This window comes from Actinosynnema sp. NPDC053489 (assembly GCF_044544865.1).
In the GTDB taxonomy this organism is placed as follows: domain Bacteria; phylum Actinomycetota; class Actinomycetes; order Mycobacteriales; family Pseudonocardiaceae; genus Actinosynnema.
The window spans coordinates 452,631-476,052 of the sequence record NZ_JBITXT010000001.1; the positions used below are offsets into that span (position 1 = coordinate 452,631).

General features: G+C 75.1%; 1 protein-coding gene. It reads left to right on the plus strand.

The window, feature by feature from the left end; translation table 11 throughout:
- The first annotated feature begins 31 nt into the window (after nucleotides 1–31).
- Complete coding sequence (locus ACIGNX_RS01765; RefSeq protein WP_396535202.1) at nucleotides 32–23,419, plus strand: hypothetical protein; 23,388 nt, start codon at nucleotides 32–34, stop codon at nucleotides 23,417–23,419.
- Nucleotides 23,420–23,422: the final 3 nt, after the last annotated feature.

The window sequence follows — 23,422 nt, forward strand, 5'->3', positions numbered from 1 at the left end:
GCCGCAGGAGTTCCGGAGGAGGGGCTGACCGGTGATCCTCCCCCCTCCCGACCCCGCGTTCGACTGGCTGTGGGTCCTCATCGCGGGCAGCAAGGCGCAGCGGGTCGACGTCGACCAGGGACGCGTGCACGCGGCGTACTGGTACCAGGGCGGGGCGACGCTCCAGGAGCTGGCCAACCAGCTCGTGGAGCTGACCGCCGGCGTGGAGAACTCCATCGGCGGCGAGACGGCGGCGGCCTTCCGCGGGTACGTCCAGCGGTTGGCGTCGACCGTGCCGCAGCTCGTCACGCTGGCGCAGCGGCAGGGCGACTCCCTGCTCGACCTCGCGCTCAACGTCGAGGCCGCCATCTACGGGATGTACATCGAGGTCGCGTTCTTCGCCGCCTCGATCGCCACGGCGCTGCTCAGCCCGTTCACCGCGCCGCTGGTGCCGTCGTTGATCACCGCCGCCCGGACGGCGGTCAACCAGATCCTCCACCAGCTGCACTGGATCGTGCGCGTGCTGGTCGAGGCGCTCCAGGAGGGCGTCGAGGAGGTGATTCAGGGCGCGATCGCCCAGATCACGCAGTTCTTGGAGGGCAACCGGCACGACTGGGACAAGACGAGCACGCTGATCGAGTTCGTGGCCGGATCGGCGGCGGGCGGCATCATCGGCGGCAACCACGCGCTCGCGCACAAGTTCAAACCGGAGCTGAACAACAGGGCGTGGTTCCACGGGCTCAACGAGGCCTTCGCGGAGACCATCGTCGGCATCGGCGCGGCGGGCATCCTCGGCCAGAGCATGGACGACGCGTGGACGGGGACGGTCAACGGCGCGTTCAGCGGCTCGTTGGACAAGAAGGTCAACGACGTCGGCGACGCGATCGACGAGGTCGTCAACGGCCCGAAGTTCGGCGCGCCGGACACGTCCGGGTTCACGCCCGTGCCCCGACCCGAGGTGTTCGGGGGACCGGGCGGTGCGAACAAGGGCACGGGCGGGCCGGGTCCGGAGGTGCCCAATCTCGACGGTCCCGGTCTCGACGGCCCCGGTCTCAAGGGCGGCGGCACCAACGGGGGCAACGGGTCCTCCGGTGATCCGTCCGGTGTGGACGTTCCGACGACCGGGGACGACCAAACCGACCCCCAGCTCCCCCCGCCGCTCACGAACGGGCCGGAGGGGGTCGGTGGTCCCGAGGACATCCGGCCTGGCACACCCCAGCCGGAGATCACGCAGCCCGACGTCACGCAACCCGACACCACGCAGCCCGACGTCCTGCCGCCGGGAGCACTGCCACCTGGCACCCTGCCGCCGGGGACGCTGCCGCCGGGGACGCTGCCGCCCAAGGCCTCGCTTCCGCAGAACTTCGCGCCCGGCACCCAGCCGCCGGGAGATGTGCCACCTGGAGCACTGCCACAGGGAACCCAGTTGCCGGGCAACCAGCTGCCGGGGGCTCAATTGCCGGGTACCCAACCGCCGGGCACCCCGCCGACCGGGATTCAGCCGCCGAGCACCCAGCCGCCGGGGAACTTCGCGCCGGGGACCCAACCGCCGGCCACCCTGCCGCCGACCATCCCGCCGACCGGAACTCAGCCGCCGGAGACTCAGCTACCGGGGACTCAGTTGCCGGGCGACTTCGCGCCGATCACCCAGGACCCGGTGTCGTTGCCGCCGGAGAGCTTGGTGCCGGGGACACCGCCACCCGACACCACGCCGCCGCTCGACCTGACCCCGGTGGGTCAGAACCCGCCGTCGGTGCAGAACCCTCCGATCCAGAACCTTCCGGTCCAGAACCCGTCAGGGCCGAGCACCCCGGGGTTGAACACTCCGGGGTTGAACACTCCGGAGTCGGGCATCCCGGCGTTGGACGCGCCGCCGGTGTCGAGCGCGCCGCAACCGGACCACCAGCCGGTGACCAACGCGCCGTCGCTCCAAAACCCGTCGGGGATCGATGTGCCGGTGGTCGAGTCGCCGGTGGCGGAGACGCCGGTGGACTTCCCGCCGGTGACCGAGACACCGGTCATCGAGACACCGGTCATCGAGACGCCGGTGGGCGAAGTGCCGGTCGGCGAGACGCCGGTCGGCCAGATCCCGGTGGGCCAGATCCCGGTGGGCCGGTCGCCGGAAGTCGGGACGCCGCCGAGCCAACTGCCGGTGGACCAAGCTCCGTCGCCCGTGGTCGAGAGCCCGGTCGGCACCCCGGCTGCCCCGGCACCGCAGCCGAACGCCCCGGCACCGCAGCAGAACCCGCAGGCGGGGGACGCGGTGGTCCGCGGTGGTCGGGACATCCCGTCCTCCGGCGACCCGGTGAACCCGACCGTCCCGACCGGCCCGACCGGCCCGACCCACCTGGACGGCCTGCCACCGGTCATCGACGCCCCCACCGACCCGTTCACCCAGCCGTACGACAGCGACAGCGACAGCGACTCCGAGGTCGAGGTCGAGGTCGAGGTCGAGTCGATCTTCGACGACGGCCGCACCGACGTGACCGACGCGACCGACCTCGGCGACCCCGCTGACCTGGCTGACCCGGTCAACCCCGCGGTCGACCTCGCAGCAGGTCCTGCGGTCGGCACCGCCCCGCCCCAGCCGGTCTTCGCCACCCCGCACGGCTACCCGCGCGACCAGCTCGACCAGGCGACCCCGGTGCAGCGCGGTCGGGTGCACGTGGCACCGGGGTGGCCCGCGCCGGTCCGGTCGGCGTTCGAGGTGCGGCGGGCGAAGCAGGGCGGCGACAGCGTCGTGGAGATCACCGTGGCGGTCGACCTCGACCCGGACGGCCGCTACGACGACGCCACCAAGCAGGCGGTGATGCGGGACGCCCAACTCGCCGTCGACGAGTTCTACAACCGGCCCGACCTCCGCCTGCCCAACGGCGACCTGCTCCGCTTCCGGATCACCCCCAAACCGGCCGACGGGCCGGCGCACCACGTGGTCGCGCTCGACCCCGACCACGAGATCGACCAGAACCACTGGCGGCCGGGCCAGCTCGCCGCCCACACCGCGCACGAGTTCGGCCACATGATCGGCCTGGTCGAGGAGTACTCGACGACCCCGGGCAGGCTCGACGTGACCGGCACGGTCATGGGCCGCCAGGTCGAGGTCGGTCCGGACGGCAAGCCCCGACCGCTGCCGAACCCGCGCGTGCCGCAGCGCTACGTCGACGTCCTGGCGCTGGCCGTCGGCGACCCGGCGCAACCGGCCGGGAAGATCACCGCCGACCTGCCGGCGGACACGCCGCTGCCCAGGGCGTTCACCGGCGTCCCCGAGGCGGCCGGCACGAAGGGCGACCGCACCGCCGACGTCGACCAGCCGGGTGAGCACGAGCAGGAGGAGCAGGACCACGCGCACGACGGGCAGCGCGGCGAGACCGTGCAGGACGCGGTCACCGGGCAGGCGGTCCGGGACAGCCTGCCCGACTACCTGCGCACCAGCCGTTCCCTCGGCGTCGCCGCCCAGAAGGGCAAGCTCACCGGGGCCGCGCTCGAAGTCGAGGCGCACCTGAGGAAGCTCGCACCCCGCGTGAAGGTGTGGAAGGGCGTGGAGGACGTCGCCAAGGCACTCGCCGACTCCGTGGCGGGCACCCTGGTCGACGGTGGCGCGCGGGCCGTCGTCAAGGGCGACGGCAAGTACTACGAGCTGAGGATGCGCTCCACGTTCGACTGGGACGGCCTCCAGGTCGAGGGCAAGGGCACCTACACCCTGAACGCGGAGTCGAAGGACAAGCGCAGGACCGCGGACGAGTCCGGCCACAAGCGCGACGCCAACCTGCTGCCGGTCGTGCAGTTCTCCGGCCTGCCCGGCATCGTCGTCCAGTTCGTGCCCGGCGTGCCGATCGCGCCGACCGAGGAGGTCGGCGGCGGGACCAAGTCGGAGCTGGCCCGGTCGTCGGCGATCGCCTTCGGCTCGCCGCAGGAGGTCACCGCGCCCCTGACGGTGCGGTTCTCCCTCTTCGACGAGCGCGCGCGGCCGGTGCGGGTCGAGGGCGAGGTCCGGGAGGTCGAAGCCGGGGGAGAGGTCCTGCTCACCACCTCCACGGAGCTGGCCACCCAGGACGACGCGGGTGCCCTGGTCCTCGCGACCACCGCGCCGAAGGACCGCGACGCGGGCACCGAGAGCGACGTCGAAGCCCTGGCGCGGCACGGCATCCACCCGGTGGACCGGGACGCGCCGCCGCCGAGGCGGTTCGTCCCGGAGTCGGTCGTCGTCAACCGGGGCGCGGAGTCCGGGGGCATCCGCCCCTTCGCCGACCAGGTCATCGCGCTGCTGGGACCCCGGTACGCGAAGGCGACCTCCGTGGGCGCGCACGGGCGCGACGTGGTCCACGAGTTCGTCAGCGAGGGCAACATCCGGTCCAACCTGCGGAGGATGACGGTCTTCGACGGGACCGCCGACCCGGAGGCGGGCTGGATCCGCTCCGAGCCGATCTTCAAGGGCAAGAACCGCGGCGGGTTCGAGTGGCGGACCAGGATCACCCAGCTGGAGATGCGGGCGGTGGCCCGGTGGGTCCGGGTCGACGGCACCGCGCCGAACACGTCGATCACCGAGCGGCGGCACGACCACCACGAGCACTCCCACCGCAACAAGCTGAAGCGCCGCTGGGGCCTGTCCGGCTTCGTCGGCGGCGGCGGTGACGTCCAACCCCTCGTCACCGTGGCGGGCGGCCTCACCTACAACACGAGCCTGGAGCGCAACGCCTCCTCCGGCCTGGAGCACTCGACCGCGGCGAAGGACGCCGTGGAGATCAAGGGCGACGCCGTCCGCTACGAGATGGTCTACGACATCGAGGTCCGCCAGGTCGGCCGGGCCGGGCGCAAGCCCTGGAAGCTCGACGGCAACGTCAGCTCCCACCAGTGGAGCACCCAGGAGCACGCCCGCCGCTCCGGGATCGTCCCGCGGCGGCCGGACGGCGAGATGTTCCGCTCCGGCCCGGACCGGACGACGCGCGGCCCGCGCGAGTTCGAGGACGGCCGGGCGCTGCTCGGCCTGGTGGAGGAGCTCGACCAGGGCGAACTGCTCAACCGGGCGTTCCAGCCCCTGCTGACCAAGCTGTCCTCGGAGAAGAGGTGGTACCTCGACCAGAAGAAGTTCCTGCGGCACCTGGAGAACCGCACGGCGAACAAGCACCGGTACGCGCACTCGTTCACCGGTCCCGACGTCGACAACGGCAAGCTGACCACCAAGGTCGCCAAGGCGCTCGAACTCGGCGCCAACCTGGGCGACGCGCTCTCCGAGCAGGAGATCTCCCACCTGGTCGAGCACATGTCCGACCGCGGGTCGGGCCTGTTCATCCCGCTCAAGCACGGGGGCTGGGTCCACGACCACACCGTCACGGTCGTGCTGAAGGCCGACGTCGGCCCCGTCGAGGAGGGGGAGCCGCTCGACGCCACCGAGGTCCACGGCCTGTCCAAGAACAAGGACGTCACCACCGTCGAGACGGGGCGGGGACGGGAGTTCGAGATCGGCGGCGGTCCGCAGGGCCGGGCGCTCGGGCCGCTCGGCTCGACGGACTCGACGGTCGCGTTCGGCGTGCTGCTGGCGGGCGTGCGCGGTTCCCGGGCGTGGATCGCCGAGGTGTCGTCGACCCTGACCGGCAAGCGCAACACCGAGCGCAAGCGGGGCGACTCCCTCACCCCGGACGGCAAGGTCGGCAACCGCGCGGTGCGCCAGTTCCGCGCCAAGGTCACGATCACCGGCGAGATCGACTTCACCGAGCGGCCCAAGAAGGGTGCTCGCAAGATCAGTTTCGGGCGTCCTGGCCGCCAGGCGCCCGAGGTGCTGCCCCTCGCCGCACCGGACCCCGTCGAGTTCGAGCTGCGGGTGCTGGTCCCGGAGGCGCTGCTCGGCCGGCCCGGGCAGGACGAGGGGGGCGACGCCCGCACGCCCGAACCGACGCGACCGGTCGACCCGGCCCTGCTCAAGCCGCCGCACGCCCTGCCGGCCCCGATGTCCCGCTCCTTCGACGACATCGAGGTGGTGGCGTTCACCGCCGCGCCCGAGCTGCAGGCCGCCGCGACCGACGTGCTGAGCGCCGCCTCCGACCACGACCCGGTCGTGCGCTCCCGGGACCAGGCCATCGCCCGCGCGATCAACACCCGGCTCTCGCCCGAGTCGCTCAAGGGCGACCCCCGGTTGTTCAGCCGCACCACGATCATCGACTCCTCGCAGCTGGTCTACGAGCGCCGCGCGGAGGACCTGGTCGCGACCCTGGGCGTGGCGTTCCGGCCGAAGCTCTCGGCACGCCAGGTCACCGCCGAGGAGTTCCAGGAGGTGGTGCGCGAGCACGAGGCGTCGGCCAAGGTGTCCGGCTCCGGCGGCACCGTCGACCAGTTCCGCGGCTACGTGGTCGCGGTGCCGCTGCTGACCCAGAAGGGCTTCACGGGCGCGGCGGGCGGCACCAACGAGGTCGCCGCGCGCGGTGTCTTCGTGATCGCCGCCTCCCCGTACAGCGTCAGCCGGGGCCACACCGCCGCCGTGCACCTGAAGGGCGGCGAGAAGCTCGCCGTCGGGACCCCGGCGCGCAGGATGGTCCTGGCCAGGGTCGACATCGAGTCCACCGTGGTCGCGGAGGCGCAGCACAAGGGCAACCTCAGCTTCGGCCTGGTGCGGCCCGACCCGGCGCGGACCGAGGGCGCGGTCGTGGACCTGCCCGAGTCGGCCCTGGTCTGGCTCACCGAGGAGCAGTTCCACGAGCTGCGGACCGGGGAACCGCCGCAGCGCGTCGAGCCCACCGCCACCGCCGAGCGCGGCGTGGAGCCGCCCGCGTCGCTGCGGCCGGGCGGGTCGGCCAAGCCGTCGATCGGCCTGGGCGGCATCATCGAGCCGATCGACCTGAGCGCGCAGGTCGACGCCCTGCGCGTGAAGCTGGCCGCCAACCCCGACGTCGGCCCCGAGCTGGCGGCCCGGCTGCTGCCCGACAGCTCGCTGGACCCGAAGAACGCCAACATCGCCGCGGTCAAGTGGTTCCTGTCCGACGCGAACCGCATGGTCAACAGCCTGATCAACGGCGGCACGTCCACACCGGTGCGGCTGGAGGACCGCTTCAGCGGGCGCACCTACGACCTGACGCTCGACGCGACGTTCACCCAGGCCCCCGAACGCGGTGTGGTCGGCAACTTCACCAAGCTCAAGTCGACGGTGACCGCCGAGTTCGGCGTCAAGACGGTCAAGAGCCGGGCGCGGACCCTGTTCACCTGGCTCGCCTCCGCCCGTCCCGCGCTGACCGTCCGCGAGGAGAAGGGCCCGGCCACCACCGACGGCCGCGCCCAGGGCCAGGTCGGCGGCGGCCTCGGCGTGGAGAAGCTCTCCGGCATCCGCGACCGCAAGAAGACGGCGGAGAAAGCCACCAAGTACACCCAGAGCGGCGCGCTCAAGGGCCCCGCCGCGAGCCACCGCTGGAAGCTCGACCTCACCGTCGGCATCGGGCGGCACGGCAGGGACCTGGCCTCCGTCCGGGTGTCCGAGGACGTGCGGATCACCAAGCTCGCCGAAGAGGCGTTCCCCGAACCGGAGCACGGCGGCCTGCTCGGCTCGGCCGAACCGAGCGCCCCGGCGAGGTCCGCGGTGATGACCGACGACGACCTGGCGGCCTGGCGGGCCGGCGGCGACCGGGAGACCACGCGGCTGCCCGCCGTCGAGGACTACTGGGCCGAGCACTACTTCGGCGACGTGGAACGGCTGCGGTCCCTGGCCAAGGACGTGCTCGTCCACTCCGGCGTCCCGATCACCGCGCAGGTCGAGCGGGCGGTGAAGGCCGGCATCACGCCCGCCGCGGTGCGCGCCGGGCTGTCCGCCGGGACCGAGGGCACGTTCAAGGTGCCGCTGCCCGGCGGGGTCGACCGCTCCCTGGAGATCCACATCCGGTTGCCGGGCAAGCCCCGCTTCGCCAGCGCCAGCGCCGGTGTCGACATCCGGTCCTACCGGATGAACACCGAGAAGGAGGAGGTGAAGATCACCGCGGGCGGTGAGGTGGAGCTCCTGGAGACCGCGCCGTTCGGCACCGGTGGCGAGTCGAACTCGGTCCCGCCCGACGGGTCCGGCCAACCGCCCGTGCGGCAGGCGTTCGACGACAAGTCCGGTTCGGCACAGCGGCAGGTCACCACGGTCACCGGTCCCCAGGACGAGCAGGCGGAGCACACCAGGACCGCGGGCCCGGCCCGCACCTTCGACCCGCTGATGCCGTGGACGATCGCACCGGACGACAAGCTGTCCCGCGTCCTGCTGACCGGCGCCGAGTTCCGGGTTGTGGCCATGCCCGCGACCAAGCCGTCGTCGGGCAGGGTCGCGGTCAGTTACCGGGACCTGACCACGCACGACGCGTACGCGGTGCGGATGCGCGACACCGCGGCCACCGAGCTGACCGGGAAGACGCTGCCGCCGGAGCTGGTCAAGGCCACCAGGGACCTGGCGGCCAAGGGCAAGGCGTGGCTGGCCGCCGAGCAGCGCGCGCTCGCGCCGACCGCCGAGCGCGAGGCCAGGGAGCGCCCGATCGACGTGGCCGCCCGCTCGCGCGCGAACCGGCTGGTCGAGCTGGACGAGCTGGAGGAGGTGTTCGCCGAGCAGCAGGCCGAGGTGCGCGACCTCCGGCGACGACTCGACACCGCGATGAAGGCGGCCGCCCAGCGCGGTCGCACCCGCGGTCCCGCGGCCGTGCGGAAGGCGCGAGCGGACCTGATCGTCGCCCGTCGCGCCTGGCACGCCGGGCAGACGGACCTGGGCAGGCTGGACGACCGCAGGAAGGCGCTGGTCGCCGAGCTGTCCGAGGGCGGCGTCACCATCGACCAGCTACGCCGGTACGCCGCCGCGCTGGAGGCCGAGCGCACGGCCGTCGAGGCCGAGCGGAAGGCGGAGGGGGAGTGGTGGGACGCCAAGGCGGTGTACGACCGGGAGGTCGCCGCCCTGCACGAGCAGGAGGCGTTGGAGCGGCGTGCCGACCGGACGCCGGACGGCACGCCGGAGGAGTCGCCCGGCCGGTCTGGTGCTGACCGGGGCAGTGCCGACCGGGGTGGTGTGGACCGGGGCAGTGCAGACCAGGGCGGGGCCGACCGGGGTGGTGTGGACCGGGGCAGTGCAGACCAGGGCGGGGCCGACCGGGGTGGTGTGGACCGGGGCAGTGCAGACCAGGGCGGGGCTGACCAGGGCAGCGCCGACCGGGGCAGCGCCGACCAGGGCGGGGCCGACCGGGGTGGTGTGGACCGGGGTGGTGCCGACCCGAAGCGCGGGCCGTCCACCTCCCGGAGGGCGCCGGTGCTGCCGCCGATCCCCGAGTCGGGTGACCTCGACGACCTGATGTCCGCGGTGCAGGACCTGCCGGCCCCGGGGTCGTGGGCCGACGAGGTCGCGGCGGCGCGGCGCAACCTGGGCAAGCTGTCGACCACCGCGCACGAGCGCCTGCAGGACGAGGCGCGGCAGTTGGTCCCGCCACCGGACGGCTCGCTGTTCCTGGGGACGCGCACGCCCGAGCAGATCGCGCGGGAGCGGCTGCTCGACGAGGTCCGCGCCGTGGTGGCCGACGAGCGCCGCCGCCGCGGGCCGCAGGCCGCCGCCGACCGGGCCCGGGAGCTGATCGCCCGGTTCGACCTCAGGCGCACCCGCGGCCTGCTCGGCAAGGGCCCGCTCCCGGTGGAACCGCCCGACCCGCACACCGCCGGCGAGTCCTCGTCGGCCGGCGCGCGGCGCGAAGGGCTCCCCGCCCGGGACGAGACCGCCCACCACCCGGCGCCGCTCGACCCGAGCCCGCCGCAGGACGACGTCGACAACACCGCCCCCACCGCGGAGGAGGTCGAGGACACCGACCCCACCCCGGAGGAGTCGGCGTTCGCGAACATCACCGACGCGGTGGGCGGCCTGGCCCGGCTCGACCTGCCCGAGGCCGAGCTGCGGGCGAAGCTGGCCGAGTACAGCTCCCTGGCAGACGACGACCTGCTCGAACCGCACGAGCTGCCGCCGGGGACCCGTGCCCGGCTGGTCGCCCTGAACGACTCGCTCGCGGCGTTCGGCGACCCGGAGACCGCGGCGCGGGTGCGCGTGCTGGTCACCGAAGCGCTGCTGGCCGCGAGCCTGGTGCCCAGCCGCGCCCTGGAGGGGCCACCGGCCAGGGCGGGGCACGGCGTCGTGCTGGACCGCCTCGCCATCCAGCCCGTCGCACCCGACCGGCTCAGCCGGCTGCTCGACCAGCTCCACGACCACCTGGTCCGCGGTCAGGACCCGTTCACCGCGCCGCACTCGCCCCTGCGCGGCCTGGACGTGCCGGCGGACGCGGTCCTGCCGGTGCGGCTGGCCCACCTCGGCCTGGTCAACCTGGACGCCGAAGCCCGGGACGCGGTCGTCCACAGCACGCTGTTCGCCGCCCTGGTCGCCCACCCCGCGGCGCTCACCGAGTCGATGTTCGCCGGCTCCGGCCACACCCACCGGTACTTCCCGACCACCTCGGCCGCGGCGGCGGTCGACGCGGCCGTCCGCAGCACGTCCCCGACGTTCGCGACCCTGCTGCACCTCGGCCGCGCCGCGGCCCTGGCGACCGGCCCCCGACCCGGCAGCGGGCGGGTCGGGGCCGCGGTCCGGGAGTTCAGGAACCTCCAGCGGCTCGCCCTCGACCTCGTGACCCGGGACCAGGCCCTCCCCGCCACGCGCGAGACGTGGCGCGAACTGGCGGGCCTGTGGTCCCGGGTGGTGCAGGACCTGGCGTCCGCCGACAGCGGGAAGCCCGGACCCGACCGCGCGGCGCTGGAGAAGCACGCGGCCCGGTACCGGTCGCAGCTCGCGCCGGAACCCGGCGGTCCGCCGTTCGGCGCGAGCCACCTCTCCGCCACGGGCCCCGACGCCGTCCCGCTGGCGGCGCACCTGGCGACCCCCGAGCAGCAGGAGCGGTTCTGGCACCGGGTGGACTCGGCCGGCGGGGCCGTGCTGTCCACGCCGTCCGGCGTGGTCCACCTGCACGCGACCACCATCGCGGGCGAACCGGTGTTCGTCCTGGACGACGTCGCCGACCGGTACTCGACGATGCTCGACCGGGACCGGCTGGCGGCCTGGGCGACCGACACGGGCGCCCGCGCCGGCGCTGAGCTGTTCCCGTCGGCGGTCGCCGGGCCGGCCGGGGAACCGACCCTCCGCCCGGCCGACGAGCCCGCGCGGACCGGTGCGGACGACCCGCCGCCCGGCGACGCCGACGTGCTGCACCGCGCCCGCTCGATCCCGGTGGCGCGGTTCGTGCTCGACGACCTGGACACCTGGTTCCGCCAGGACCAGACCGCGCTGGAGCACACCCAGCGCGTGCTGGACGTGCTCGACGGCCGGGTGGCGGGCACCAGGCACGGCCTGCGGCCGGCGTTCCTGGCACGCGGCAAGCCGGCGAACCCCGCCCACCAGGAGGCGCTGCGGCTGGCCGCCGTGGTCGACAACGTGGCCCGAGCCGTGGCCGAGTCGTTCAACGACCCGCTGCTGAAACCTTTGTTGGCCCGCCGGATCATCGCCGCGCACCGGGAGGCGTGGGGCTCGCCCGAGGCGGTGGAGGTGGCCTCGGCGCTGGTGTCCGACGACCCGCTGACCGCCCTGCTGCGCGGCGACGTCGACGACGTGGCGGCTGCGGCCCGCGTCCGGTCGGTCGCCGAGCGCGCCGGGCTGGACCCGCTGACGACCCTGGACCTCCTGCGCCGCCGGCACGAGGCGGAAATGCTCTCGTACTCCTTCGAGGAGATCCAGGCAGGTCTCCTGCACCGGGACGAGCACACCAGGGGCACCTTCGAGCTGGCCCACCTGCCCGGCGAGATCGCGCTGCCGCACTACACCCGCGTCGTCACGGTGCGGGACCCGTCCGCGCTGCTCGGCGAGGTGACCAAGTCGCTGGACCTCACCCTCACCCCGTGGGCCGTCGAGAAGCTCGACGCGCTGCGGGACCTGGTGGCGCCCGGACTGCCCCTCGCGCCGACCCCACCCCCCGCGCCGGACGCGCCGGGGGACCCCGGGCCCCGGGACCTCGCCTTCACCGCCGACGACCTCACCGCGGCGGGCCGGGACCTGCGGACGCCGAGCTCCGTGCCCCCGCCGGGATCACCGGCGGCGGCCGCGCTGACCCAAGCCGAGTACGAACACCTGCGGCGCATCCGCGCCACGCCGCCCGACCCGCGGCGGCGGGCCGAGCTCGTCGCCCACCTCCAGCAGATGTGGGGGCTGCCCGACCCGGCCACCGCGGAACAGGTCCTCGCCCGGGTCGAGCACTGGTTCGAGACCGCGCCGGTGACCATCTCGTTCTCCGCGGACCGGCTGTTCGGCGACGAGGCCAAGGCTGCCGTCCTGACCCGGGACCACGCCGAGTACCTGCCCGCCTCCCAGGTCGGCATGCGCGTGGTCAACGCCGCGAGCCTGCCCGCCCTGGACCGGCCGACCCACGACCTGCCCGCGCTGCGCGCCGAGGCCGAACGCCTGGAGGGCGCCTACCGCGCCGCGCTCGCGCTGAACCCGGCCGGCGTCGACACGGCGGAAGCCCACGACCGGTTCCGGAAGGCGCGCGGCACGCTGGCGGCGGCCGAGCAGGTCGAACGGCGCAGGCCGAGGCAGGCCCGCTACCTGCGGGCCCTGCTCGACGCCGACCCGGGGTTCGCGTTCTGGACCCAGGCGAACACCGAACTGTCGCGCGGCGACAACTACCCGCGCTGGCGGCGGGACAAGGACGACCTCATCCACGGCCGGCGCGGCCTCGGCCCCCGGGAGACCGCCGTGTTCGGCGCGGTCAACCTGAACTACCACCACACCAGAGGCTTCGAGGGCAGCCAGTACTACGGCGAGAGCCACCTCCTGCTCACGCCGGAGATCCGCCGGCGCGCCTTCTACACCTTCGGCTCCACGGCCCGCCCCACGGCGCACCTGTCGGACCTGATGCACGACATGGTCACCCAGGGGATGAGGGAACCGGTCGACGCCCTCGTGCGCAACGCGCTCGGGCTGGAGGGGATCGGGCCGCAGTCGTTCCTGCACCTGGAAGTGCACGTGCACGGCGGCCTCCGGTTCGACCGCGACGTGCGGGAGCTGTCCCTGCCGCCCGGTGGGCTCGCGGACGACGTGCGCGCCCGGGTCGAGCGGTTCGCCCGGCACCACGGCATCCCGACCACCACGGACCGCACCTCGCCCCCGCCGGGCGCGCCGATCACCGGCGGCACCGTCCTCGCCGCGCTCGCCACCGCCGACCGCGGGTCCGGCGCGTGGACGGAGCTGCTGGACGCCCGGCGCGACCTGGCGGCGGCCTTCGTGGCGCAGCACGAGCTGTACACCCGACTGCACACCGGTCAGGCCGGTCCCGGGGACGCCGCCCGCGTCACCGAGGTCGCCGTTCGGCTCCAGGCGGCCCAGGCGCGCGTCCAACGGGCCGAGGCGGTTCTGGGGTCGGGAGCCCAACCGGGTGTGCCGAGGACCCCGTCCGACCTGTCCAGCAGGCACTCCGCGGGAACGCCTTCACCCCTGGCCTCACCCCCGATCCCGCCACCGCCCCCGTCACCGCCCGGGGCGAGGAGGTCCTGGCGGGCGAGGGGCGCGCGGCTGCTCAACCACCTCTTCGGGGTGTCCCCGGACGACGGGGGGCTGGCGTTCGGCCCGGTCGACTCGTCCCCGGAAACCCGCTCGACCGGGTCGGACTCCGGGTCGGACTCCGACGGGGACGGCGGTCGGCGGACCGGCGTGGAGGAGTTCCGGACGTCGTCGGGTGTGCGGGTGTTCAGCCGCCCGTTCCCGGCGGTCGCCGGCGACCCGGCCGGGGTTTCCCCGGATGACGGGGGGTTGGCGTTCGGCTCGGTCGACTCGTCCCCGGAAACCCGCTCGGCCGACTCCGACTCCGACTCCGATGCCGACTCCGGGTCGGACTTCGACGGGGACGGCGGTCGGCGGACCGGTATGGAGGAGTTCCGGACGTCGTCGGGTGTGCGGGTGTTCAGCCGCCCGTTCCCGGCGGTCGCCGACGACCCCTCCGACCACCCCTCCGACGAGTCCGATGTGGACTCGGGCGCCGATGACGGGTCCGGGCGGGAGTTCCAGCGGTGGTTCGGGTCGTTGACCGACGAGGGCCGGGAGCGCTTCGAGTCGCTGCACGAGCAGGCGAGCAGGGCGCAGAAGCAGCTCTTCCGCGACGCCTTCCCGACCGGCCCCGGGTGGCGCGACCGGCTCGCCGACGCCCTCGACACCGAGGAGGCGACGACCACGGCACCCGCCTGGCCCGAGGTCGTCGCCCTGGTGGCCGACCGCCTGGCCCGGCTCGACTCGAACGCGCTGCACGACGCCCACCTCGCCGCGACCCGCATCGTCGCCGACGTGGAGCAGCGGCACGGGCAGCCGTTGCCGGACGGCCCCGTGACCGACCAGGTCCTCGACCTGGCCGCCCACTGGTCCGCGACCCTGGGCGAGGCCGAGGCGCTGGAACTGGTCGACGACCTGCTCACCCGGACCGACGCGCGCTACCTGCAGGGGGACACCCCGCCCGCCCCGCCGATGGCGCCGAGGCCCGACGGTGAGTGGGTGGCCCGGGTGGCCTCCGCCCGCGCCCTGCTGTCCCGGTTGCCCGAGCACCGCAGGCGGATGGCCGAGGAGACGGCCAGGCAACTCGTGCCCACGCCGAACGGGTCGCTGTTCGTGGGCTCGCGCACCCCCGAGCAGCTCGCGGGGGAGCGGCGGATCGACGAGATCCGCGCCGTCGTGGCCCTCGCGCACGCCGAGGGGGGTCGGGCGGCCGAGACGGCGCGCGAGCTGACGCGGCGGTTCGGGGTCGTCCGGACCAGCGGCCTGCCTGCCGGCGCCCCGCCGCCCCGCCGGACCGATCCGCACGGCGCGGGGGAGTCCTCGGGGGGACCGGCCCGGCGCGTCCCGCCGGCGACGCCCGACGAGGTCGCCGACCACCTGGCGCTGCTCACCTCCGCGCTCGACCCGGTGACCGGCGTGCCGACGAGCCTGCTGGACGAGCACGTCGAGGACCCCGGGCTCGCGCGGGCCCGCTCGTGGGCCGCGGAGCTGCGCGACGCCGGCGTGCCCGGCGTCGCGACGGTGTTCCTCGGCGGCGGCGACCCGCTGCGCTTCCCCTCGCCGCACGCCTTCGGCGGCACCGACGACCAGCCGCGCGGCGTGACCTCGGCGTTCCGGGCCGCGGTGGCGGTCGAGGTCGACCCGGGCGACGGGGGACCGCCGCACCACCTCGTCCTGGACCCCTCGGTCAGCCCGGGCACCCCCCTGACCCCGGACAGGTGGGCGGAGCTGTTCGGCGTGCGGTCGGACGACGGGGACCCGAGCCGCAACCGCGTCGTGGTCGTCGGTGCGGGCGAGCCGGTGCCGCCCTGGGTGCGGGAGCCGGCCCCCGGCCCGCTGGACGACCCGGACGCCCTGGTCGACGAGGTGCTGTGGCGGAGGGAGTTCCGCGACTGGCACCGGTCGCTGAGCCCGGCGGCCCGGGAGCGGTTCGCGGCGCTGAACGCACGGCTGACCCCGGTGCGGCTGCGGCTGTTCCACGACGACTTCCGCGCCTCCGACGACGTGCGGCGCTCGGACCTGGCCGACCGCCTCGACACCGGACGTGCGACCACCCTGGTGCCCGCCTGGCCCGAGGTCGTCGCCCTGGTGGACGCCTCCCTCGCCGACCTGGACCCCACCGCCCGCCGGACCGCCCGGACCAGCGCCCTCCGGATCGTCAACAACTCGGAGATCCCGCACTCCCGCGACGTGCTGGGCCCGGAACTGGTCGGGCAGCTGGCGGACCTGGTGGCCCACTGGGTGACCACGATCGGTGAACCGGCGGCGCGCGCCCTCACGGAGAACCTCCTCCTGGAGATGGACGCGCGGTACTCCGGCGGCACCGCGTCGTTCGGCTCGGGTCTGGTCACGGCCCCGCACCGGCCGGGCGCGCCGGCCCCGACCCCGATCCCGCCACCGCCCGCGTCCGTGCGCAGGCTGCGGGCCGCCGTGCCGCCCGGCAGCCGGTTCACCGACCCCCGCCGGTTCGTCGGCCTGCTCGGCGGGGCCGGCCGCGACGTCGACCGGCTCGACCTCGCGATCGCCTTCCACCAGACCTACCGGGGCGAGCCGCGCCCCGCCTCGACCGTGCCGCCGGGCACCGGCCTGGGGCGGGCGCACCTGGCGGTGGAGGTCGGCCATGCGCCGGAGTTCATCGGTCGCGGGCCCAGCGCCCTGGTCGAGGTGGCGGACCGGGTCCGGCGCGGCGGACACGGCACGAGCGCGCTCGTGTTCGGCAGCCCCCCGTACGGGCCGGACGAAGCCTGGAACGTGGTCAACCACCACGGGCGCGTCCTCGTCGTGGACCCGCGCCGGGGCACGGTCGAACCGGCCGAGGGCAACGTGCGCTGGGCCTCCGACACCGTGCACGCCATCGCGCTGGCCCCCGACGGGCGTCCCGTCCGCGGCCGGAGCCCGCTCCCCGAGGGCCCGCACTGGGACGGCGACGAGGCCGAGCGCTTCGCCCGCGGCGAGCCGCTGTCGCCGTTCGGGTCCGAGGACGGTGACCGCCCCGACGACCTCGCGCCCTCGGTTCCCGGCCACGACCCGGTGGACGACCTCGCCGGCGACCTCGGGCGGGTGGCGGTCGAGGACGAGCCGGAGGACGAGCAGGACGAGGAGGCGTCCTGGGCGGCCGAGGTCGAGTCGGCGCTGGACTTCCTGGACGGGCTGCCGTTCCTCCGGCAGGAGATGCTGCGGGAGGAGGCGCGCAGGCTCGTGCCCGCGGCAGACGGGGCGGTGTTCATCGGCTCGCGCACCCCCGAGCAGCTCGCGCGGGAGCAGCGGGTCGACCAGATCCGCGCCGTGGTCGCCCGGGAGTACGCGGTCAACGGCGAGACCGCCGCGTTCGACCTGGCGCGGCAGCTGGGCAGGTGGTTCGGCACCCTGCGCACCCGCGGCGTCCCCGGCGGCGCCCTGCCCGGGACCGACCCGACCAACCCGCCCACCGCCGGCGAGTCCTCGAAGACCGGCGCGACCCGCTCGCGCGCGGACGTCCACTTCCAGCCGTCCCGGACCGCGTCCGGTGGCATGAGCCTGGGCGTGGGCGACGGGTCCGACGACATCCACTGGCGGGTGACCTACCAGTCGCTGCCGTCGACCGGGGACCGGCCCTTCTACGTGTTCGCCACGGCCAAGGGCGGGAAGTACCTGGTCGACGGCTCCTTGATCGACGGCGCCGCGCTGGGCCGGCTGGTGCGCGACTCGCCGCACTTCCAGGCGCACGCCGCCGACCCCTCGGTGCGGGTGCGCCTGATCGGGCTCGACCCGGCGCACCGCGCGGAGTCCGAGCAGGCGGCGCGGGACTTCGCCGAGGCCCTGCGGGGGCCGGGGGCGCACCGCGAGGTCGAGGTCTCCAACGGGGTCTACGACTTCCGCCGCGTGCTCCTCCCGGTCCGGCCGCAGGACGTGCGGTGGGAGCCGTTGAAGCGGGCGGACGGCAGTGCGTACGGCGTGGGCTTCGCCACCGACACCCGCGCGCGCCGCACGCTGGCGAAGCTGGGTTCCCGGGCGACCGACGAGAGCACCCGGGTGGTGGCCGAGCAGCCGCGTCGCGCCGACCAGGTCACCAAGGACCAGTGGAAGGTCGCGCCGTGGGCCGCGGCGACGACCGGGAACCGGACCCGTCCGGCCACGCTGCTGCTGGAGAGCGACGGCGACGAGTTCGTCGTCCCGCTGGTCGACGGGACGGCGCGGAGCCTGTCGGTCGACGAAACGGCGCGCCTGCTGCTGGCCTCGGAGCAGTTCAAGCGGTTCGGCGAGCAGACCGTCCGACCGCCGCTGGTGGTGATGAGCCACGACCGGTACGCCAAGCCGGGCCGCGGCCGCCCGATCAGCGGTCGGCTGCTGGCGAAGCTGCGCGAGCTGAGCGGCCCGTGGCAGGGCTACCACTACACCGGCGGGATCGACGTCGCCGGGGGCTGGCCCTTCCCGGCCCTGCCGAGGGGACACCGGTTCACCGAGGGCGACCCGCTGCCGCCCGGGCACGTGGTGCGCGAGTCGTCGGGTTCGGTGTTCACGTTCCCGGTCACCGACCGGCAGCCCCCGCGCGGTCCCGCGCCGGACGGGCCGTGGCGGCCCGCGGACGGCTCGCCGGGTCCGGAACCGCTGCGCGTCGTGGTCGACTCGCCCGACGGCACGTACGCCCGCCTGGTCACCGAGCACGACGGGGTGCGCCACGAGCACGAGGTGGACGGCCGGGGGCTGGGCCGGGTGCTGCTCGCCGACCCGGTGTTCCGGGCGGCGCTGGAGGCGGACCCGGCCCGGCCGGTGGTCCTGGAGGCCCGCCACGCCGGGGAGCGGGTGAACTTCGGCGGCCTCGGGTTCGACTTCGCCGGTGCGCTGCGCGCCGAGGGGTTCCACCCGGACGTGTACGCCTCGCGCGGTCCGGACGGCACCGACTTCGCCCTGGTCTCCGTCCTGCGCGCGGGCGACCTGAGGACGGAGGTGCTGAAGAACCGCGACGGTGCCCCGGTCGCCCTGTACGTGCGGGCGCCCGGCGACGACTCGCGGTACGCCGCCGCGGTCAGGTGGGCGGCCAACGTCCTGGCCGGCCGCGCGGACCGCTACGCGGTCAAGGACGCGCAGGGCGGGGTGGCGCAGCGGGAGTCGCCGTGGGACAAGGGCACGCTGCCGCTGTTCCTCATCGCCCACTCGGACGGCGACGGCTACCTCGGCACCCGGCGGGACGGCAAGCGGGAGAGGACGTCCCCGGCGGAGCTGGCCCGGGTCCTGCGGGCGGACCCCGTGCTGCGCGACCTACTCGGCCGGAGCGGGGGCGGCGCGCCCGAGCGGTCGATCGTGCTCGTGTCGCCGGACGGGACCACGCCCGGCGGCGACGAGTTCACCCGCTCGCTGCTCAAGGGCGGCTACTCGCGGCGGCTGCACGTGCCCCCGCACACCGTCGCGCTGCGGCCGGACGGCGTGCTCGAAGTGGACGGCGGGCCGCTGGTCACCCACGACCGACCCAGGCCGGAACCGGAGGACGTCGCCGACTACCCCGCCGCGTCCGACTCCGCCGGCCTGTTCGGGCACTTCTACCCGCAGGACGAGGGGGAGGTCTACATCCGGGCGCGCAGCGCGCGCCGCACCCGGGCGGTCGGGCTGCGCCTCTACCTGCGCGAGGAGTTCACCGGGGGCCGGGACGCCCGGGGCAGGCCCCGCACCCGCCAGGTGCCCCACCTCGCGCCCTGGTTGGCAGCCGGGGTCCCGCCGTGGTTCATCGGCGGGCACGGTGCGCCCACCGGCATCTCGGTCGGGCTCAAGACCGACCAGCCGCTGCACCTGGGCGACCGCGTCCACGTCAACGGGGGTGACGCGGCCAAGGTCGCCGCGGCCGCCGCCTCCTACCGCAACGCCCGGCGCTCGCCCAAGGCGTGGGTGGTGCTGCGCGAGTGCCTGCAGAACGCACCGGCGCCGCACGGCGCGGCCAACGCCGCTGAGCGCTTCAAGCCGAGGTGGCACCGGGCGGTCGAGGGCTCGGACAAGGTGTTCGGCGCGACGGCCAAGACGATCAACAACGACGAGTCCGCGGTGCTGCGCGTCCTGGGGGAGGGCGCCTACCGCGAGGCCCTGCCCGACTCCGACGACGTGCCGTCGGTGCCGCTCTCGGACCTCGTGGTCACCGCGATCCCGCCGCTGGCGCTGTCGTTCCCGGACAACGGCAAGCAGGTCGACGGCGCCCGGTACGGGGAGGACCTGGCCGGCGCCGCGCGGGCGGTGGTGCGGGCGGCGTGGTGGCGGATGCGCAACGGCGTCCCGCTGCCCGAGGTCACCATCACCGGTCGCGGCCGGGGCTCGCGGTACCCGTGGCGCGCGCGCGAACCCGGGATGTCACGGGCCCAGGCGGTCGAGGCGGCGTTCCGGGCGGCGCTGGCCGCGGAGGCGGCGCGGCTCGCGACGGCGGGGGTGGCCATCGACCCGGCGCTGATCCCGGTCCGGGTGCTCGGCGAGCGGGTGCCCGAGGGCGCCACGCCGTCGGCCACCGTCCAGTTCCACCTGACCGACCACGAACTGGGGCAGGCGGTGCTGGCGGACCTGCCGGAGGAGGACGTCTTCGACGAGTGGGTCGAGGACCTCTACACGGCGTTCGCGGCCCTGGAGCACTCGCCCTGGGGCAACGCGCACCCCCCGACGGACGCCGCGGTGGGCGGCCTGAGCTTCAACGAGGGCGGTCGGTGGGACAAGCCCCGCTGGGAACCGCTGCACGCGTCGCTGCCGCCGACCGGCGACAAGGCGTTCCACGTCTTCGCCGCGGCCCGGGGCGACCGGTTCCTGGTCGACGGGGAGTTGGTCGACGGTGCCGGGCTGGCCGAGCGGGTCCTCGGGTCGCCCGTGTTCCAGCGGCTCGCCGCGGACCCCGGGGTGCCGGTGCGGCTGGTCGCGTTCGACCCCGCGAACCCGGCCGCGTCGGCCAGGGCGGCCGGGGAGTTCGCCGAGGCGCTGCGCGATGCCGGCCCGCCCCGCCGGGTGTGGGCGGCCACCGGGCCGTTGCAGACCGACCCCGGGACCGGTCCCGGTTTCACCCTCGTCTCCCGTCCTCGACCGGGTGACCCGACGCCCTCCCCGGCGCCGAACGCACCCGCTCACCGACCACCGGCCCCGACCGGCACGCCCCCGACCTCCCCGGCGCCGAATCCCGCCGACGACCCGAACCCCCTGCGCAGCACCGCCGCCTCGGCCCCGTGGTTCGACCCGCACCACCCGGTGCCCTCCGCCGCCGTCGCCGAGGCCCGCTCCACCACGCCGCCCACCCGCTGGGTGCGGGGCGAGGACGCGGGCGTCCTCGACAGCACCACGATCGGCCCCGAGGGCATCGTGCTGCGGGCCTGGCGCGGTCCCATCGCCTACGACGTGCGCGACCTGGAGATCGACGGGACACCGGTCCGGGACTTCACCGTCCGCCTGCACCTGGACCGACCGGACCCCGACCTGCGGGCCCGCGCGCTCGCCGGCGTCGAGGAGGTGTTCAACCGCGGCCACCGCCTGCCCGGCGGGCAGCAGTTCCACGTCACGGTCGAGTTCACCGACGACCCCGCCGACGCCCACGCCCGCATCGCCGTCACCGCGCCCGCCGGCCGCGCCGACCAGTTGACGTGGCCCGTGGACACCGATGCCCGCCGCCTGGCGCACGAGATCGGGCACTTCCTGGGCCTGCGCGACGAGTACTTCGAGCCCGGCGCGGTGAAGCCGATCTTCCAGCACCGGGACGGCCGGGGCCGCGTGGTGCACGACGACACCCCGATGACCGCGGGCCTCGACGCCCCGGGCGCGGCGCTCAAGCCGAGGCACCTCCGGCTGGTCGACGACCGGATGAGGGCGCTGGAGTCCTCCCACGAGCCCGCCCCAGAGGAGTTCACCCCAGAAGAGTTCACCGCCGACGTCCCGGCACCCGCCGCGCCCAAGCGCCGCGCCGGCGCCGCGGACCTCGACGAGCCGTCGGCCGACCGGTCGAAGAAGCACCGCGGCCCGGCCGCCGCCACCGACCGGGAAGTCGAGATGACCGACACGGAGGTCACCCTGGTCAACGCGGGCGGCGCCCACAACGCGGCGTTCGCGGACCTGGCGGGCGGCCGACCGCTGCGCCGGATCACCGAGGTCGACTACCTCGACCGCACCCGGAGCGGCATCGAGAGCGGGGAGCCTCCCTCGTTCGTGGTGAACATCATCGTCCGGGCGAGCGAGCTGGGCGACCTGGACCGGGTCCTCGACGGCATCACCGCCCACGCCGGCGACCTGGGCGGTCGGGTGGCGTTCGTGCTCGGCGTGAACGCGCCCACCGCCGCCGACGTCGCCGACGCGATCGACCGCGCCAGGGCGGTGATCGCCGCCCGCGCCGAGCCCATCGCCCTGGTGGGCCTGCCGCACCCGCCCGGTGGTTTCCGCTTCGGCGAGACCCGCAACCGCACGCTGGACAGCGACGCGCACGTGTTCGCCGTGCACGCCTTGGCGGCCAACGGCACCCACCCGTACGTGGCGGTCATGGACTTCGACGCGAGCGACCGCCGCACGCAGCGCGGCCGGCACGTCTTCGACCACGTCGCCGACCTGATGCGGGCGCCCGACGACGACGGCCCCCGGGAACCGCTGCGCCCGCTGCTGGTCGGCGGCGGCTACCGCGTCTCCGACCGGGCGCAGCTGCGCCGGGACACCATCGCGCGGATCAACGCCGATCCGAACCTGGCCCCCGAGGCCAAGCGGGCGCTCGTCGACCGGGTCGAGGACGACCCGTTCGTGGCGAACTTCGAACTCATGATCACCGAGGACATGCACGCCCGGCGCAACCAGGCCGCCGTGCACCCGCTGCTGCCCTACACCCCCGAGCCGAACCTGTTCTTCGACGCCCTCGTCCCGCTGGCGGACCCCGAGGTCCGGTTCGGGCCCGGCGGCGCGGAGTTCAGCCGCCTCGGCAAGGCCCTGAACCAGTTCTACGCCCGGGAGCTGGCCGCGCTGCACGCGCCGCCCACCCCGGACGACCTGGCCGAGGCCCGGGAACGGCTGGCCGCCGACGCGCAGAACAACGGGCACCCGCTGCGCGGGCAGGCGTTCAGCGTGGACTTCGTGGACGGCGCCACCGGCACCGACCTGTCCCGGATGGCCTACCACCTGCTCCTGGAGAACTCGCTGCGCCAGTCGCACGTCACGCTGAAGAACGTGCCCGAGCGGCTGTTCGCCGACCGCAAGGCCAAGGACGGCACGAAGCTCGCCGACGAGCGGGACGGGCTGGCCACCAGGGACCACGCCCTCACCGAGCCGTTCCGCCTGCCACCACCGGGGCGGACCGACAACACCTGGACGCCGACGCCCGCCATGAAGGTGAACCTGGGCAACCGGAAGAAGAACAAGCTCAACCCGGCGGTGTCCACACCGGTGCCGGCCCCGTTCACCGGCCTGTCGGCGGGGGTCCAGGAGGAGCACAAGCTCCTGGCCGCGCACGGCCTGGTGGCGTCCGACCCCTACGACGACGCGCTGCGGCAGATGCGGCACCTGGCCCACGAGCTGCCACGCCTGGTGGTCGACCCGCTGACCGGGCGCAACCTCATCGCCCCCGCCGGCCTCTACGCCGCGGCGGGCCAGGCCGCCGGGGTCGACGCGCGGGAGCTGCGGCGCGCCGCGGTCGACCGGGCGGCGGCCGGGGACGAGGTGACCCGGGCGGTCGCCCGCCACACCCTCACCAACCCGGCGCACCGGGGCCACCTGCACGCCGCGCTGACCGACACCCGCACCCGGGCGGTGCGCCCGGACGACCCGGAGGCGGAGACCGCCAGCGCCACCAACGCCCGCGACCTGGTCGGGCGCCTCATCGCCACGCACCTGGGCCGGACCGTGCTGATCCACCACGGCGGCCCGCGACCGCTCGCGCTGACCCCGCTGACCGGGGAGGCGGGCGGTTCGCCGGTCGAGCTGGACCTGGTCGTGCGGGACGGCCGGATCACCTACCGCCCGCACCGCGTGACCCCGTGACCG